Genomic DNA, 16,512 nt, shown 5'->3' on the forward strand with positions numbered 1-16,512 from the left:
TCATTCATAATCTTTTTTATTTTATCATTTTTCTCCATTGAATACTACAAACGAATAAAACCAGATGTGACAAAGCTGTTCGCCTGATTTTTTCTCGTTTTTACTATAATTCCTCAGCACAAAATATAAGGGTGTGACATTAGCCTCAATCCCATGTTTCAGAAGCAGCTTCTGTTACAAGCTCACTTACTCCCGTTACCACTGGATTCTCTCATTTTTATTTCTCTTCATTTTGCGGAGAATCTTAAAATTTCATTTTTCAGGCTAAAGTTTGATGTACGGGATGAAAAAACAGGCTATAATAAACGTGTAAATGCGACAAGAGAAGTAGTTGTTACTATTCAAGCAGCAAAATCTTTTGTCTGTGCCCTACATTACGCTTCCTTACAATATTGTTATTCATTTTATATGCGAAACAATGATAGAATAAATGTAGCTTCAACAGAACTAGTTAAGTTACTTGAATAGATTGAAATTACAACTACAAGGGGATGAAACAGATGAGTATTGCTCTTTCAAGAAAGATTATCCAAATGGTTTCCTTCATAGGAATCGTTGCTACTATAATCGTAACTATCTACTTTTTAAAACTGGGGGTTTTCCAAGATACAAACGCCTTGAGAGGCTTGGTTGGAGATTCTGTTATCCTCGGACCGGTGATTTTTATGTTCATTCAAATCATTCAAGTCGTAATCCCGATTATTCCAGGTGGGATTAGTTGTGCCGCAGGCGTTCTGATTTTTGGTCCGGTTGCCGGTTTCATTTACAACTATGTTGGCATCGCAATTGGCTCTGTTATCATTTTCATGTTAAGTAAAAAATATGGTAAACCACTAGTACTTAGCTTGATTAGTGACAAAACCTATAACAAATACATTGGCTGGCTAGACAATGAAAATCGGTTTGAACGATTGTTTATTCTAGCAATTCTGTTCCCATTCTCGCCAGATGATGCTCTTTGCTTATTAGCTGGGTTGACGAAGATGTCTCTTAAAAAATTCACAGCCATCATCATTTTAGGAAAACCATTGTCCATCGCTATTTATAGCTTGGCACTGATCTACGGCGGTTCTTTCCTGAACTCTTTATTAGGCTTTTAGACCAGAAATCTTTATAATGAAACTAAGGTCGGGACGTTATTCTGTCCCGACTTTTTCAATCCATGAATAATGAAATAACAGATAGGATGAACCACGATGAATTATTTTAAAAACAGTCTAGTAAATATTATTGATTTTTTGAAGAGCACCACTGCCTATTTTCGTGATGTGTTACTGCTTCACGGCTTTATGCTCTTTATTTTACTCCCGTTTCTTTCGAGCCTAACACGTTTTATTCTACGTCAAGGAAAAATCGATTATCTATCCTACGATTCTATCGGAATTATTTTGAGCAAGCATCCCGCTGTACTCATTGCACTGCTGCTTGTTCTGGTAGCCATTCTGATCAGTGTCTTTGTAGAATTTACCTTCCTCCTTTTGAGTGTCTTCTTTATCAAAAAGAAAGAGCCGATTTCTTTGAAGCAGCTACTGGTCGGAACAATCAGTCAGCTGAAAAAAGTGAAACCAAGTACGATTCTTTTCTTTCTATTTTATTTCTTTCTCGTACTACCTTTGAGCGGGTTAAGCTTTAACTCTGATTTGCTTTCTAAAATAAAAATCCCAGCGTTTATCTTGGATTATATTTTTGCTAATCGTGTAATTATTATCGCTTCTGTGATTGTCGTTTATCTCCTATTGATTTATCTCTCTATCCGACTAATCTTTGCGCTACCAGAGATGATTCTAAGAGATTTGAGCTTTAAGGATGCGGTAAAAGAGAGCTGGAGCAGCACCAAGGGGCAGTTTCTAAAGGTACTTGGACAGTTCATTTTTATTGGTGGAACGATCTTAGTAGTCGCTGCTCTAGGTTATTCCCTGATTTTTCTTGCTCAAGCGGGAATAGAAGCCTATTTACCATCCTATGCACTCACCGGAGCAGTCGCCGCAATGACTTTGCTTCAAGCTATGTTTTTACTGAACATTGTATTATCGACCGTTGGGATTTTTTATATCACGATTGATTTTATGGATGATGAGGGCTTTCTCCCTGATCTTCCTTCTTGGTACAAAAGAGAAGAAGCCTTACCAGGCAAACCTTGGACATTTGGTAAAGTTGCGGGCTTTGCTTTCATAGCAACCCTTTTTGGTATCGGTGTCGGAACTTACAACACCAATTACTTGAGTAATTATTCCATTAAGAAGCCCTTGACGATTTCTCATCGCGGCGTAGATAATAGCAATAGCGTACAAAACAGCCTAGATGCTCTAAGAAAAACAAGCAAGTTAAACCCTTCGTATATTGAAATGGACATTCAAGAAACAAAGGATACGCAATTTGTCGTCATGCACGATTTCAATCTAAAAAAACTAACTGGGGTAAATAAACGACCAAACCAATTGACTCTAGCCGAACTTGAACAGCTGACTGCCAAAGAAAATGGCATGGAAGAAGCCGTTGTTTCTTTTGACGACTATCTGAGTGAGGCAAAAAAACTGGAGCAACCACTTTTGATTGAAATTAAAGCAACACCTCAAGACAGCCCGGATATGGTCGATCGTTTTGTCGCCAAGTATGGCGAAACGATTCTAGCAGAAAAACATATTCTTCATACCTTGACCTTTGATGTTGCAACAAAGCTGAAGGAACTGGAACCTCGATTTTATGTTGGGTATATCCTGCCTTTCAATATCGTAGGTCCGCCTATATCAACCGTTGACTTCTTTACAATGGAATTCACGACCCTGAATAGAAACTTCATTGACGCTGCTCATAACGACGGGAAAAAGGTCTATGCATGGACGGTAAATGATGAAGACACGATGACACGTATGATGTTCTACGGAGTTGATGGAATCATTACGGATTACATGGAGCTTTTAAATGATACAATCAAAACTGATTTGAAGGAACCAACCTATTCTGACAAGCTCTTTTACTTTGTTACAGGAATTGGGTAATCTGAGCAAGCAACACCTTCAAGCGAACGTATGAAATAAAAAAGACCTTCTGATGATCAACAGCTTTTGCTGACTATCAGAAGGTTTTTTCACTAGTTATTTTTCCCTTGCATCCGACTCTTACCGTCCTGACACATATAAAGCAACGGACAAATCTCACATTTTGGATTTCTTGCCAGACAATGGTATCGGCCAAAGAAAATCATCGTATGATGGGTTTTTACCCACAGTTCCTTAGGTACTTTCTTCATCAAGGTTTCTTCGACCTGAGTTACATTGGCATCTAGCTTACAGATACGCAATCGTTTGGAGACACGTTCAACATGGGTATCAACAGCAATCGCAGGTTCTCCAAATGCATCACCCATAACAACATTTGCTGTCTTTCGGCCTACGCCCGGCAGAGTAATCAACTCTTCTCGTGTTTTAGGCACCTCTCCCCCAAAACGTTCAATCAGCTGTGCTGCACAAGCCTTGATATTCTTACCTTTGTTACGATACAGACCGATCGTTTTGATTTTATCGATCAAGTCATCTAATGGCGCGGCAGCCATTGCTTCCGGAGTTGGATAAGCTGCAAATAATGCCGGTGTCGCTTTGTTGACCGACACATCGGTTGCCTGAGCACTGAGAATGACAGCAATCAGAAGTTCAAAAGGATTTTTATGCTGCAATTCCCCTACAGCTTCCGGAAACATCTCATACATGATCGTAATAGCTTCCATTGTTTTTTCTTTTGAAATCATATGAACCCTCCTATTCACTGTCCTCAGGATTCAACCAGTTATGCAAGGTCACTCGTGGCAGTTCCTCCTGTGTCTGACTTTCTTCCTCAATTTCCTTTTGAAGCAACGCTTGTTTGCGTTTCTTCTGATCATCAGCAACCTGTTCTTTCGTTGTGATGTTTTTTCTTTCCCAAGCCAAAAGAATTCTATCAATGTACTTCAAGCTATATGCTTGATTCAACACAGCCTCTTTTAGTGCCAGACGAATCAGCTCTGGTTTATAGCTGTCTGTTTCCAACCACTGACCAATCATTTCCAATTCTATTGGAGACAGCGGTCGAGAGAACTCCTTTTCAAAGCCCTGATAAAGCTCTTTGATCGCTTCTTCCTCTGTTTGCAGCTGCTTTTGAACTGTTTGCTTTTTCTGAACAGCTTCTATCTTCTGAAAGATTGGCAGCAAATCATAAGAATCCATCATCTGTCCCTGTTCGTTCTGCTTGGTATCAATTCGAACACAGCCTTTGATTACTAGCTCATTCAACAAGCGATAGATTGCTTCCTTGGGTTTCCCCATGATCTCACTGATTGCCATGAGATCCGGAAACAAATCTCCTTTGGACTGGGAACGATACAGCTGCAGCCAGAAAAGAAACTCTTCATCACTTAACCCGATTTTCTGGTAATGTTCAATTACCAGATTGGAAATCGTTGTTTCACCGGCTTCTAAATACTCTTGAATTGACAGCATGACCGCTCATTCCCCTCTTATACATTTATTCAGCAGTTTTACCGCTTCTTCTTCAACTCTCTCCAAGCTTCTTTTCAGTAAACCAACAGAAATTATTCTTTTATTTGATACACATCAAAATATACGGATTTCATATAGTCAATCAAGTAGCTTGACCGCAACGCTTCACCCGTTGCATTGACAATTAACTCATTTGGCTTCTTAGAAGCACCATAACGGTGAATTTTTTCTGTCATCCAATTGTAAATCGGCGCATAGTTATCTGACAAAAGAACATCGTCCATATTTATTTCTTGCTTCAACGTATGGTTCAATTGCGCTGCATACATATACCCTAGAGCATAAGATGGGAAGTAACCAAAGCTTCCGCCGGACCAGTGGACATCTTGAAGGATGCCTTCCAAATCATTTTCAGGACGAATCCCCAAATACTCTTCATACTTATCTGCCCAGATTTTTGGCAGCTCCTCCAAAGAAACTTCTTCATTGAAAATCATTTTTTCTATCTCATAGCGAATGATAATGTGCAACGGATAGGTCAGACTATCGGCTTCGATACGAATCAAGCTAGCTTTGGTTTCTTTCAAGCCTCTATAAAATGTATCAAAATCAATATCATCAAAAGTACCCTCTGTATATTTTTGGAACAGCGGGTATTGTTTTTTCCAGAAGCTTCTATTGCTACCTAAAATGATTTCATTAAAGAGTGACTGAGATTCATGGATCCCCATAGAAGCACCTGTTGATAATGGTGTGTAGTCGTATTTAGGATCGATGTTCTGCTCATAAATACCATGACCGGCTTCATGAATAACACCAAAAACAGCCATCGAGAAATTGTTCTCATCCCAACGTGTCGTAATCCGTGCATCGTTTCTGTTCAAATCCAGCATAAATGGATGAACTGTGTCGTCCAGACGACCTTTTGAGAAATCATAGCCTAATTGCTGAGCTACATCAATGACAAATCGTTTCTGTTGTTCTTTCGAAACATGACGCGATAGAAAATCAGTGCGAGGAACTGTCCCTTTTTCTGCAATCTCTTGTCTGATAGTCATAATCCCAGTCTTCAGCTCTGAAAATAGCTGATCCAACTTCTCAACAGTTAATCCTGGTTCATATTGATTCAGTAATACATCATAGGGCGTCTTTTCTTCTTTTTGCCAATGAGGGATGAACTCCTTCAAAAAACTAATCAGATTCCCAATCGCTGTTTTCATCTCAGCAAAGTCTTTCTTGTCTCTCGCATTCAACCACGCCGTATGCGCCTTAGAAATTTCTCCATGATAGGCTTCCATTTTCTCTGGTGCAATACTATAGTTGCGCTCATACTCTTCCTTGACCTCATTGAATACTTCACTGCCAACCTCAGATAACTCATCAGGATGTTCAGAAAAATAGGCAACCGCCTCTTGGATGACCGGACCCGTATTTTTTTCGAAAGCCAGCTTGTTCAAATAACCGACAACATCGCCTCGAAAACTACTTGATACATCCGGCATTCCTGTCTGTCCATCCCACTCCAACAGTCCTAATGCCTGATTCAGCATATCGATTTCTTTTATCTCTCTTAGAAATGATGTTTCATTCATGATTATCCCTCGTTTTCTGTTCTTGGTTTTCTCGGTGGGCGCTGCCCCCAAAATTGGAATAGATCTGTTCGCATAGCACCGTTATAAAGCTTTCTCTTCTTCGTTGCTTTTTCCCCATAATATTGCTCAAAGGTTAAATCACTCGTCAGGATATATTTACTCCAGGTTTTCAACGGACGGAAGACCTGTCCCATTTCTTTATATAGTTCTCTTACTGTTTCTTCATCGCCTAGACGTTCACCATAAGGAGGATTAGCCACAATGACGCCATACTCTTTATCCGTAGAAAAATCCTTGAGTGCCAGCTGTTTAAATTGGATTGAATCGCCTAAGCCGATTTCCTCCGCATTTGCTCGTGCAATTTCAATCATTCTGCCATTGATATCTGAACCGGTAATATCCAATACAACATCGTAATCCGCTTGCTCTTCTGCTTCAGCGCGCACTTTTTCGATGACGGATGGATCGAACCAATCCCATGCTTCAAACGCAAATTCACGATTGAAGCCCGGTGCGATATTATGTCCCATTAACGCGGCTTCGATACAGAGTGTACCCGAACCACAAACCGGATCATAAAACGGACGATCTTTCCGCCAATTCGTCAGCGTGACCAATGCTGCAGCCATGTTCTCTTTCAAAGGTGCACCACCTTTCTCCAAACGATAGCCGCGTTTAAAGAGACTTGGTCCCGTTGTATCAAGCGTGATCATTACATGGTCTTTTAATAAAGCAACTTCCAATTGGAAGAAGGCACCACTCTCTGGCAACGGAACACTGGCCGGACGATGGTATACCTCACGCAATCGATTAACGATTGCACGCTTCGTGATTGCCTGACAATCCGGCGTGCTGTATAGTTTTGATTTAATCGATTTTCCTGCTACAGGAAATTCTGCATCAAATGGCAGGAAATCCTCCCAGGGCAATGCCTTAACCTGTTCAAATAACTCATCAAAACTGTAAGCATCGAATTCACCAACGACAATTTTGACACGGTCCGCTGTTCTCAGCCATAGATTTGCAGTCGCGATGGTTTCCATAGTTCCTTCAAAACGTGCTCGACCATTTTCTACCTGACACGGAATCCCGAGATCCTTTAATTCTTTTCCGACCAATGCCTCAAGTCCACTGGCTGCGGTTGCAACAAGCTGGTATTTTTTTTCCGTCATATTTGTTCTCCTATCTGTTTATTGATTCTTGCCATTACGTCTATGTAATGAAGCATCATTATTTATTTGTCTCTTCTATGTTACCTATTCACTGATACTAAACGTAAAGCTTAAGCAACGAATACACCATGAACAGTTCTTCGCCAATGATGACCATTTTGAAGCAGCAGGAGATGTACACTCTTGCTCCAATCATCCCTATTCGTAAAAAAAGCCTTCACAACAATGTTGGAAGGTCAGCCTGATTGCCTGTAATTTTCTATAAGCCATGTTCTGTATCAGAATTTTCTCAGGTAAAAAAACTGATGGTTACCATCTATCTGCAGAAGTATTCTGCCTCTCCTACTCGTTCATTTCCTTTAGAAGAGTGCCCCTACCAAAATTTGGGTTGCTCGCTCGAGGGGTTTACCGCGTTCCACCAGTACGGTTTCCCGTACTGCTTCGTCACTGTGGCACTTTCAAGGATACTCAGACATAGCCGAAGCCTTAGCCGTTTTTTCCTGCCGTTACTCTGAAAGAGTACCTTAGCTTATGGTTTCGCTAAGCACGAACACTACAGACATCTCAGTCTGTGCGAGCATGGACTTTCCTCAGCCTGATTACTCAGACCGCGGTAACCCGAAAATTACAGGAATCTTATCCTAAAAAATTAAAATTGACGTGTTTCAGAATTATCAGCTTGTTGCTGAGGTGCTGGTTCATACGATGGTGCAGCTGCACGTGTTGGTGCCGGCGTGTCATCTAGTTTTTTACCAAAGACTTCTCTTTCAAGATTAGACAATCTCTTCAAAATATCAAAGTTTGTCACCGCTGCACTCTTAGGAGCTTCTTGCATACCAGCGCTTCTTGAAGGCATTGTTTGTGATACCTTAGATGCTTGCTCAAGCTTTGCAGTCAATCGACTGTTTTCTTCTTGCAAAGCCAAAATATCTTTATTGAATGCCTCATAGTCTTTAATGACGTTGTCTAAAAACTCATCTACTTCGATTGGATCGTAACCACGCATTTTTGATTTAAATTCTTTTTGTAAGATTTCCTTTGGGTTGTATATTAAATTTGCCATATCTACACCTCATTATATTCTTTACTCGTTATCCCAATTCATAATTCAACATTTTCATTGTATCTAAAAATAGCCGGAAAATCAAACAGATTCTTTATTCATGAGAAAAATTTTGTAAATCGTCCATGGAAATTAATCGATTTTCATAAAAGTGCGTTTCTGAAAAGGCTTCCGCTTCCTGTAGAAAGAACATGTTCTTTCCCGGATACTCTTTATCATAGATCATCAACGCTGCTTGAGAGTGCTCTAAAATGAATTTCGTGTGCCCTTTTAGCTGGGCAGGAGACTGATATGGCTTACGGCTAACAAAATCAACATAATCCGCTTGCCTTACTATTTTTTCTAATAATAGCTTATTTTTCTCGTTCCAGTTCTCTCCGAATCCCTGAAAAGGAAACAAAATGCCTAATTTGACCTCATACTCCTTTTTCATTTCAGCAATAACCTCGCCAGCCCAAAGCTCTGTCCCAAGATTTCCGGCAATTAAAAACCACTCGACACCTTCTTCAAGAAAATTAATCAATTCACTTTTTAACACTTTTTTAATAACCGCTACTTTTGGATCATTTTCTTGGAAAACATTCAACTCAAAGCTACGATATCCCGTGACAAAAACTGTTTTTACGACTTCCATAAGACTTTCCTTTTCTTTCATGTACATTTTTTGATATAATATTCGCTAGGAGTGTGATAAATATGGTTTTTCATTATCCAAATGGAACCCCCTTTAACAATAATGAAGCATTGAAGAAGAAAAAACAAGAAAAAAAGAAGTCAATCGATTTTGGTAAGCGGGGCATGGATTTTGAAGAGGAGATCAATCAGAGCAATAGCTTCTATTTGAACCGTGGACTCGCAGTCATCCATAAAAAGCCTACTCCTGTTCAAATCGTAAAGGTGGATTATCCACGTAGAAGTGCTGCTGTTATAAAGGAAGCGTATTTTAGACAAGCTTCCACTACAGACTATAATGGTGTCTATAACGGTCTCTATTTAGACTTCGAAGCAAAGGAAACAAAAAATAAAACATCTTTTCCTTTCAAAAATTTTCATGAGCATCAAATCATTCATATGAAGCAATGTATTGCACAGCAGGGAATTTGTTTTGTTCTGCTGTGGTTTTCATCTTTAAACCGTTGCTTTTTTCTAAGCGGTGAGCGCCTGATTCATTACTGGTCAGAGCAACAAACTGGAAAAAAATCTCTGCACCTAAGTACGTTGGAAACAGAAGGAATCGAGATCAGTATTGGTCTGGCACCTAGAGTCCCTTATCTGGAAGCAGTTGATAAATATATTCGAACAATGAAGTGAAACATGTTCAAACAAAAAGGAGCAATTAAAATATGGCAAGCGAATTCGGGACACGATCCCAAAAACATGGTAATTTCTCACCAACAGAAACCCCTGGTGGAACGGGAAAACCAAAAAAGAAAAAAAGCATTTTTGTGAAAATATTAATCGGTCTTGTTGCGTTGGGTTTCATCGGGCTTTTAAGTGGTGTCGGTCTCTTCTGGTTTTATGCAAAAGACGCGCCGGAGCTTGATGAATCCAGATTAAGCGATACAGTTTCTTCTAAACTTTACGATATCAACAATGAAGTTTTCGAAGACCTAGGATCGGAAAAACGTGAAATCATTCAGCCAAACGATGTGCCTCAGCTATTGAAGGATGCCGTTGTATCCGTCGAGGATAAACGTTTCTATAAGCATAATGGCGTCGATCCAATTCGAATCGCCGGCTCTCTTTTCTCAAATCTAAAAACCGGTGGTCTGCAAGGTGGTAGTACGCTGACCCAGCAGCTGATCAAGCTCTCCTTTTTCTCAACAAAGGCTTCTGACCAAACGTTGAAAAGAAAAGCACAAGAAGCTTGGATGGCCTTAGAATTAGAGCGAGAAAATTCAAAATCAGAAATCCTTACCTATTATATAAATAAAGTGTATATGGCAAATGGCGTTTATGGTATGGAGACGGCTTCACAAACCTATTTTGGTAAACCTTTGGCAGAATTAAACCTACCACAAACTGCTCTTCTTGCTGGTATGCCACAAGCACCGAATGATTACGATCCTTATACCAGCCCTGAATTGGCGAAAGAGCGACGCGATGTCGTCCTTTTAACAATGAAACAAAATGAAAAAATCACAGAGGATGAATACAATCAAGCGGTTGCTGCACCCGTTGAAGATGGGTTACAACCACTTAACCAAACAACAGCCGATCGTAAGGTCATCGATAACTATGTAACAGAGGTCATTGCAGAGGTTGAAGAAAAGACTGGGAAAAACGTTTATACTGATGGGTTAGACATCTATACGAATCTGGATATGAAGGCCCAAAAATATCTATTTGATATTATCAATACAGATCAGTATGTAGAATATCCTGATGCAGATATGCAAGTTGCCTCGACTGTTATTGATGTCAAAACCGGGCAAGTGAAGGCGCAAATTGGCCGACGAAACATCCCTGATGACGCACAGTTAACGAACAATCTTGCAGTTAATACCGGAAGAGATATTGGCTCAACTATGAAACCAATGGTTGATTATGGTCCTGCAATTGAATACCTGGATTATTCTACAGGGAAAATATTGGTTGATAAGCCGACAACTTATGCTGGAACCTCTACTTCTGTATACAACTCAGACCTGCTTTATTCTGGTGCTATGACGATGCGAAAAGCCATCGTCTACTCAAGAAATACAACAGCGGTCCAAACCTTTGATGCTGTTGGTGGAGAAAAAGCTGCTGAATTCTTAAAAGGACTCGGGATTGAATTCAATCCTATTGAGCAAGCCAACGCAATTTCAAGTAATACCAGCGATTTAGGTGATGGAAAATATGGCGTTTCTTCATTAAAGCTGGCGGCAGCCTATGCGGCATTTGGTAATGGTGGAACCTATAACAAACCTTATTATGTCAGTAAAGTCGTCTATCAAGATGATTCTGTCGATGAGTTTACTACTGAAAGTTCACGAGCAATGAAAGACTCTACTGCCTATATGATGACAGACATGTTGAAAGACGTGATTACTGAGGGATACAACAACGCAGCGATCGATGGACTGATTCAAGCAGGTAAAACCGGAACCTCTAACTATTCTGATGAAGACCTTGTACGAATGGGTAGAGTCGGAGAAACAGAAATCGCTCCTGACAGCAGCTTTGTTGGATACAGTACACATTATGCTATTTCTGTTTGGACGGGATATGAGGAGCGCGATACCCCAATTCCTTCTGAATATTGGGGCACTGCCTCTGATATCTACCGAGAAATGATGCTTTACCTTTCTCAAAATGTACCAAACGATGATTGGGAAATGCCTGACAGCGTGGTTCGTATTGGTTCTGAACTGTATGTCAAAGGCGCGCAGACACAAGTACCGGTTTATACGAGTGAACTACCTGCGAGCACATTCAGTTCTGAATCCAGTGTTGAGAGCTCATCTAGTTCATCCAGTTCAAGCACTTCAGTAGAACCAACGCCGACTCCAACTCCGGAGCCGTCATCTGAAGAACCTGAACCAGAGCCATCGTCTGAAGAACCGCCCGCATCAAGCGAGGAACCTGAACCAGAGCCAACACCTGATCCGACACCAACTCCTACTCCAACACCTTGACGGATCAGCAGGAATTAAGAATTAGAAAAACCTCTGAGGCACTTCTTTTGAACGTGTTTCAGAGGTTTTTGTCATGCAAAAAACACATCTAGCCTCAATTAGCTAGATGTGCATTCATTTTTCAATCACGTGATTTCCTTATTGACCTATCAGCGTTGCTATTTCTGATTTTCTAAAGCGGCACCAACAAATCCTTTGATTAGTAGCTGTGGACGGTTGGGACGGGATATCAATTCTGGATGGAATTGACAGCCAACAAAGAATTTCTTTTCAGGTATTTCAACGATTTCAACTAAGCGGTTGTCTGGCGACACGCCTGAGAATACCAGTCCGTTATCTTCAAAAAGCTGACGGTATTTATTGTTGAACTCATAGCGGTGACGGTGGCGTTCTTGTACAACCTCTTGTTCACCATATGCCTGTGCTGTTACACTGCCCTTTTTCAACTTACATGGATATAAGCCCAAACGAAGTGTACCACCGAGGTTTTCAATATTTTCCTGATCAGCCATTAGATCAATGATATTGTTTGTGATATCCGGATTTGTTTCAGCAGATCCGGCATCTTCCAAGCCAACGACATTACGTGCAAACTCCACACAGGCCATCTGCATACCCAAGCAGATACCCAAGAATGGCACATCTTTTTCACGCGCATAACGGATCGCCTCGATCTTACCCTCGATCCCACGGTCACCAAAACCACCGGGAACTAAGATGCCATCTGCTTCACCAAGAAGCTCGTCTACATTTTCTGCAGTAACGTTTTGCGAATCGACCCAGTTAATGTCGATATCTGAATCAAACGCAAAGCCCGCGTGTTTCAGTGATTCAACCACTGAAAGATAAGCGTCAGGCAATTCAACATATTTTCCAACCAAAGCAATGGTTGTTTTCTTCTTCAGATTTAACACTTTTTCTTCTAATGCACGCCAGTCTTCCATATCTGCCTGCGGAACATCTAATTTCAAATGATCACAGACGATCTGATCCATATTCTGCGCTTGTAAAGCTAAAGGAATAGAGTAAAGTGTCTCCACATCTCTGGACTCAATAACTGCTTCTGGTGCAACATCACAGAATTGTGCCAATTTGTTCTTTGTGTTTTGAGATACTGGAAGCTCTGTTCTAACAACCAAAATATTCGGTTGAATCCCTAAACTACGCAGCTCTTTTACACTATGTTGTGTTGGCTTTGTTTTCATTTCTCCTGCTGCTTTTAAATAAGGAATCAAGGTCGTATGGATGTACATCACGTTATCCGCACCAACATCAGCCTTCATTTGGCGTAGTGCTTCAAGAAATGGCAATGATTCGATATCCCCTACGGTTCCACCAACCTCAGTGATGATGATATCAGAATCCGTCATCTTTGCTGCACGCATGATTTTTTCTTTGATTTCATTCGTAATATGAGGAATCACCTGTACCGTTGCACCAAGATATTCCCCTTTGCGTTCTTTTCTTAACACTTCTGAATAAATTTTTCCTGTTGTTACATTTGAATACTTGTTCAAATTGATATCGATGAACCGCTCGTAGTGACCCAAATCCAAATCAGTTTCAGCGCCATCATCTGTAACAAACACTTCTCCGTGCTGGTAGGGACTCATTGTTCCCGGGTCCACATTAATATATGGATCAAACTTTTGAATCGTTACTTTCAAGCCACGATTTTTCAATAAGCGTCCGAGAGAGGCAGCTACAATCCCTTTTCCGATTGAAGAAACAACGCCGCCGGTAACAAAAATATATTTTGTCATAATTACAAAAACCCCTTCGTATAAGTTATTTAGAGAGAACATTGAATAAATTTACTCTTATAAAAAAAGAAAACGCCCCTATCCAAAAGAATAGGGAGCGAGTAACATTCAAATTCTGACCTTTTAAAAGGTGCCCAAGTAGTATAATACAAGCAAAAGCTTTCAAGGTCAAGTGATAATATGAAGATAACGTTTTCGATTAATCATCATCTCATTTTAAGTAAAACTAGCTTCGCTTCTTACATCAAACTTTGATACAAGGCAATGATCTCTTCTACTGACGCATCCCGCGGATTTCCCGGAGAACACACATCCTTGAACGCATCCTCTGCGATTTGCGGCAGGTCTTCTGCTTTTACCCCCAGCTCTGAAATCGTTGCCGGAATGCCGACATCCTTGCTTAGCTGATCGATCGCTTCACACGCTGCATCACGTACCGCTTCGATGCTCATCGTTTCTGCACCTTCCAAGCCTAACGCAAACGCAATCTCACGGTATTTCTCACCAGTAAAGTCCTTGTTGAATTTCATGACTGTTGGCAACAGCGACGCACAGGCCACGCCATGAGGAATGTTGTACCACGCACTCAGTGGATGTGCCATGCCATGAACTAAGCCTAAGCCGACATTTGAGAAGCCCATTCCAGCGATATATTGGCCTAATGCCATATCTTCTCTTCCTGCTTGATCGCCATTTACAGAGGCTCTCAAGGAACGACCAATGATTTCAATTGCTTTGATATGCAGCATATCGGTCATTTCCCACGCTCCCTTGGTAATGAAGCCTTCGATTGCATGCGTCATCGCATCCATTCCTGTTGCTGCAGCCAAGGCTTTGGGCATCCCCATCATCATGTCGCTATCTACGAAAGCCACAATCGGGATATCATGAGGGTCAACACACACGAATTTACGATGGTTTTCTTCATCTGTGATGACATAATTGATCGTTACTTCTGCTGCGGTCCCTGAAGTGGTTGGGACTGCGAGAATCGGCAGACATGGATTTTTGGTATCCGCCACCCCTTCCAGACTTCGGACATCCGCAAACTCAGGATTTGTCACAATGATTCCAATGGCTTTCGCTGTATCGATCGGTGATCCTCCACCAATCGCAATAATACAATCTGCTCCGGCCTCTTTGACTGCTGCAACACCATCTGTCACATTTTTGATGGTCGGATTTGGCACAATACCATCATAAGTACTATATTCAATTCCAGCTTCGTCTAATAAAGCTGTGACCTTCGTCGCTACGTCAAATTTGATCAAGTCCTTGTCCGTGATCACGATCGCTTTTTTAAAGCCGCGTTTCTTGAACTCTCCTGTAATCTCAGTGATTGCTCCTTTACCAAAATACGATGTTTCGTTTAATACCATTCTGTTTGCCATGTATCCTTTTCCTCCTCATGTGTTCTTTTTCACAAATATATTTTAAGTAATGAGAGCATAATTTCTGCTCTTATTACTTAAGTGTTAAACTTTATATAGTCTTCATGCATTCTCAACAGCATTTTTGTAAGCGCTACATACCATTTATTTCAGCTTACCATACTTCTATTGTTGGAAACATGTCCGTTTAATAAAAAGTCCCTCTATCTTCCTATTAAATAGACTAAATGTCTTCTTCAAAAATATGCTGACTATCTCTCAGTCTACAATTCAAAAACAGGTACTAAATCAACAGCTACCGGTGAATGATCTGGATTCGTCTCCATGACATCCTCCATGTAATCCCACCATTTTTTATTGATTTCAGTCTGAGCGGTTTGAGACCAACGCTCTTCATCTTGAATTTCAAGATACCCAAACAGTGTACTTGTCTCTGGATCAAGGAAAATGGAATAGCTTAGTGCGCCATGTTCTTTTAGCATTTGCTCCATCTTCGGCCATAGTTCATCATGACGTCTCTTATACTCCTCATGCTTCTCTGGATAGACCTTCATTCTCACAGCTTTTTTTATCATTTTGGCTTGTACTCCTATTTAGCTTTCAGATAGCCAGCTTTCGGTTCAACACCAAAAGCATCCGCTAATGCCCAGAGATTTTCATCGGTGATGGTTTGCTTTACACCACCTTGAGCACAGACATACGTATACACTTCCGCTGCTTTTTCTGCTGTCTCGATCAAACCAAATACTTCATCCATGTCCTTACCGGCACCGTAAATACCGTGCTGAGGCCATAAAACTAAGCGAGTTTCTTTCATTTTGGCAGCAGTCGCTTCGCCGATCTCATTTGTTCCGGGAACCAACCAAGGAATGATTGAAACGCCTTCCGGAAAGACGACCAGACATTCCGTACACATTTGCCATAATGTACGTGTAAATGCTTTTTCGTCTAAATCATGCGTAAAGCTCATTGCCAATAAATGACTAGCATGGTTGTGCATGATGATACGGTTTTCAGGATCGACTTCCAGACGAGCAATATGACTCATGAAATGGCTTGGCAACTCACTTGTTGGTACCGCGCCATACTCTAATCCCCATAAAAGCTCAACGGCTTTTCCATCTTGGCTTACTCGTACAACACCTAAATTTTCTGAAGGAGCATCACACACATTTTTGAAGTATTTTCCTGAACCGGTAACAATAAAGTATTTTCCGGCAAGCTTGCTTCCATCAAAAATCATCGGAATCGTTCTTACTACATTTTCCGGATCAAGAAACGGCAAGATTTCTTCCTCATTCAATAGGTAGGAAATATTTCCTCCGTTACGCTCATCCCAGCCCAAGCGATAAAGATTAGCCGTTGTAGCTACCATTTCTTGCACAAAAGGTGCTTGTAAAATATCTAATTTTTTCATTATTCGATCACTCTCTCCTCAG

The 16,512-nt window shown here is 40.8% G+C and carries 14 protein-coding genes and 1 other RNA gene; 4 read left to right on the forward strand and 11 right to left on the reverse strand.

Features of this window, described 5'->3' with window-relative positions; genetic code table 11:
- The first annotated feature begins 500 nt into the window (after nucleotides 1-500).
- A complete protein-coding gene (locus A5888_RS03545) occupies nucleotides 501-1,100 on the forward strand; it encodes a TVP38/TMEM64 family protein (RefSeq protein ID WP_170924696.1) in 600 nt (199 codons plus the stop codon).
- A gap of 96 nt (nucleotides 1,101-1,196) precedes the next feature.
- Nucleotides 1,197-2,999, forward strand: a complete 1,803-nt coding sequence (locus tag A5888_RS03550; protein ID WP_086347857.1) for a glycerophosphoryl diester phosphodiesterase membrane domain-containing protein — start codon at nucleotides 1,197-1,199, stop codon at nucleotides 2,997-2,999.
- A gap of 92 nt (nucleotides 3,000-3,091) precedes the next feature.
- Here A5888_RS03550 and nth read toward each other — a convergent pair whose 3' ends face one another.
- The 7 genes from nth to A5888_RS03585 form a co-directional block, all read right to left on the reverse strand.
- Complete coding sequence (nth, locus tag A5888_RS03555) at nucleotides 3,092-3,745, reverse strand: endonuclease III (RefSeq protein ID WP_086347858.1); 654 nt, start codon at nucleotides 3,743-3,745, stop codon at nucleotides 3,092-3,094.
- 10 nt (nucleotides 3,746-3,755) lie between these two features.
- Complete coding sequence (locus A5888_RS03560) at nucleotides 3,756-4,472, reverse strand: DnaD domain protein (RefSeq protein ID WP_086347859.1); 717 nt, start codon at nucleotides 4,470-4,472, stop codon at nucleotides 3,756-3,758.
- Nucleotides 4,473-4,564: 92 nt separating this feature from the next.
- Entirely contained in the window at nucleotides 4,565-6,064 is a 1,500-nt protein-coding gene (locus A5888_RS03565) for a carboxypeptidase M32 (protein ID WP_086347860.1), read from the reverse strand.
- A gap of 2 nt (nucleotides 6,065-6,066) precedes the next feature.
- Entirely contained in the window at nucleotides 6,067-7,236 is a 1,170-nt protein-coding gene (locus A5888_RS03570) for a THUMP domain-containing class I SAM-dependent RNA methyltransferase (RefSeq protein WP_086347861.1), read from the reverse strand.
- 257 nt (nucleotides 7,237-7,493) lie between these two features.
- Nucleotides 7,494-7,862: RNase P RNA component class B (gene rnpB, locus A5888_RS03575), an RNA gene on the reverse strand.
- A 23-nt stretch (nucleotides 7,863-7,885) separates the two neighbouring features.
- Complete coding sequence (gene gpsB, locus A5888_RS03580; protein WP_086347862.1) at nucleotides 7,886-8,299, reverse strand: cell division regulator GpsB; 414 nt, start codon at nucleotides 8,297-8,299, stop codon at nucleotides 7,886-7,888.
- A 94-nt stretch (nucleotides 8,300-8,393) separates the two neighbouring features.
- Complete coding sequence (locus A5888_RS03585; RefSeq protein WP_086347863.1) at nucleotides 8,394-8,933, reverse strand: SLOG family protein; 540 nt, start codon at nucleotides 8,931-8,933, stop codon at nucleotides 8,394-8,396.
- A 62-nt stretch (nucleotides 8,934-8,995) separates the two neighbouring features.
- Here A5888_RS03585 and recU point away from each other — a divergent pair, with 62 nt between their 5' ends.
- A complete protein-coding gene (gene recU, locus A5888_RS03590; RefSeq protein ID WP_086347864.1) occupies nucleotides 8,996-9,610 on the forward strand; it encodes a Holliday junction resolvase RecU in 615 nt (204 codons plus the stop codon).
- 32 nt (nucleotides 9,611-9,642) lie between these two features.
- The gene (locus A5888_RS03595; protein WP_086347865.1) at nucleotides 9,643-11,919 is read left to right on the forward strand and encodes a PBP1A family penicillin-binding protein; all 2,277 of its coding nucleotides are present in this window, start codon (nucleotides 9,643-9,645) and stop codon (nucleotides 11,917-11,919) included.
- Between the two features lie 158 nt (nucleotides 11,920-12,077).
- Here the strand turns inward: A5888_RS03595 and A5888_RS03600 are convergent, their stop codons facing one another.
- From A5888_RS03600 to rhaD, 4 genes are all read right to left on the reverse strand, one after another.
- Nucleotides 12,078-13,682, reverse strand: coding sequence for a CTP synthase (locus A5888_RS03600; protein ID WP_086347866.1), 1,605 nt, complete (start codon nucleotides 13,680-13,682; stop codon nucleotides 12,078-12,080).
- Nucleotides 13,683-13,921: 239 nt separating this feature from the next.
- The gene (gene fucO / locus A5888_RS03605; RefSeq protein WP_086347867.1) at nucleotides 13,922-15,073 is read right to left on the reverse strand and encodes a lactaldehyde reductase; all 1,152 of its coding nucleotides are present in this window, start codon (nucleotides 15,071-15,073) and stop codon (nucleotides 13,922-13,924) included.
- A gap of 263 nt (nucleotides 15,074-15,336) precedes the next feature.
- Nucleotides 15,337-15,648 (reverse strand): L-rhamnose mutarotase, encoded by a 312-nt coding sequence (rhaM, locus tag A5888_RS03610; RefSeq protein WP_086347868.1) that lies wholly within the window; start codon nucleotides 15,646-15,648, stop codon nucleotides 15,337-15,339.
- Nucleotides 15,649-15,662: 14 nt separating this feature from the next.
- A complete protein-coding gene (gene rhaD / locus A5888_RS03615; RefSeq protein ID WP_086347869.1) occupies nucleotides 15,663-16,490 on the reverse strand; it encodes a rhamnulose-1-phosphate aldolase in 828 nt (275 codons plus the stop codon).
- Nucleotides 16,491-16,512: the final 22 nt, after the last annotated feature.

It is taken from the genome of Enterococcus sp. 9E7_DIV0242 (assembly GCF_002140975.2).
Taxonomy (GTDB): domain Bacteria; phylum Bacillota; class Bacilli; order Lactobacillales; family Enterococcaceae; genus Enterococcus_L; species Enterococcus_L clewellii.

What these genes read in the sequence shown, in the direction of transcription:
- A5888_RS03550 (WP_086347857.1), top strand. Translation starts at nt 1,197, where the DNA reads ATGAATTATTTTAAAAACAGTCTAGTAAATATTATTGATTTTTTGAAG.
- recU (WP_086347864.1), top strand. Translation starts at nt 8,996, where the DNA reads ATGGTTTTTCATTATCCAAATGGAACCCCCTTTAACAATAATGAAGCA.
- nth (WP_086347858.1), bottom strand. Translation starts at nt 3,745, where the DNA reads ATGATTTCAAAAGAAAAAACAATGGAAGCTATTACGATCATGTATGAG.
- A5888_RS03560 (WP_086347859.1), bottom strand. Translation starts at nt 4,472, where the DNA reads ATGCTGTCAATTCAAGAGTATTTAGAAGCCGGTGAAACAACGATTTCC.
- A5888_RS03545 (WP_170924696.1), top strand. Translation starts at nt 501, where the DNA reads ATGAGTATTGCTCTTTCAAGAAAGATTATCCAAATGGTTTCCTTCATA.
- A5888_RS03565 (WP_086347860.1), bottom strand. Translation starts at nt 6,064, where the DNA reads ATGAATGAAACATCATTTCTAAGAGAGATAAAAGAAATCGATATGCTG.
- A5888_RS03595 (WP_086347865.1), top strand. Translation starts at nt 9,643, where the DNA reads ATGGCAAGCGAATTCGGGACACGATCCCAAAAACATGGTAATTTCTCA.
- rhaM (WP_086347868.1), bottom strand. Translation starts at nt 15,648, where the DNA reads ATGATAAAAAAAGCTGTGAGAATGAAGGTCTATCCAGAGAAGCATGAG.
- fucO (WP_086347867.1), bottom strand. Translation starts at nt 15,073, where the DNA reads ATGGCAAACAGAATGGTATTAAACGAAACATCGTATTTTGGTAAAGGA.
- gpsB (WP_086347862.1), bottom strand. Translation starts at nt 8,299, where the DNA reads ATGGCAAATTTAATATACAACCCAAAGGAAATCTTACAAAAAGAATTT.
- A5888_RS03570 (WP_086347861.1), bottom strand. Translation starts at nt 7,236, where the DNA reads ATGACGGAAAAAAAATACCAGCTTGTTGCAACCGCAGCCAGTGGACTT.
- A5888_RS03585 (WP_086347863.1), bottom strand. Translation starts at nt 8,933, where the DNA reads ATGGAAGTCGTAAAAACAGTTTTTGTCACGGGATATCGTAGCTTTGAG.
- A5888_RS03600 (WP_086347866.1), bottom strand. Translation starts at nt 13,682, where the DNA reads ATGACAAAATATATTTTTGTTACCGGCGGCGTTGTTTCTTCAATCGGA.
- rhaD (WP_086347869.1), bottom strand. Translation starts at nt 16,490, where the DNA reads ATGAAAAAATTAGATATTTTACAAGCACCTTTTGTGCAAGAAATGGTA.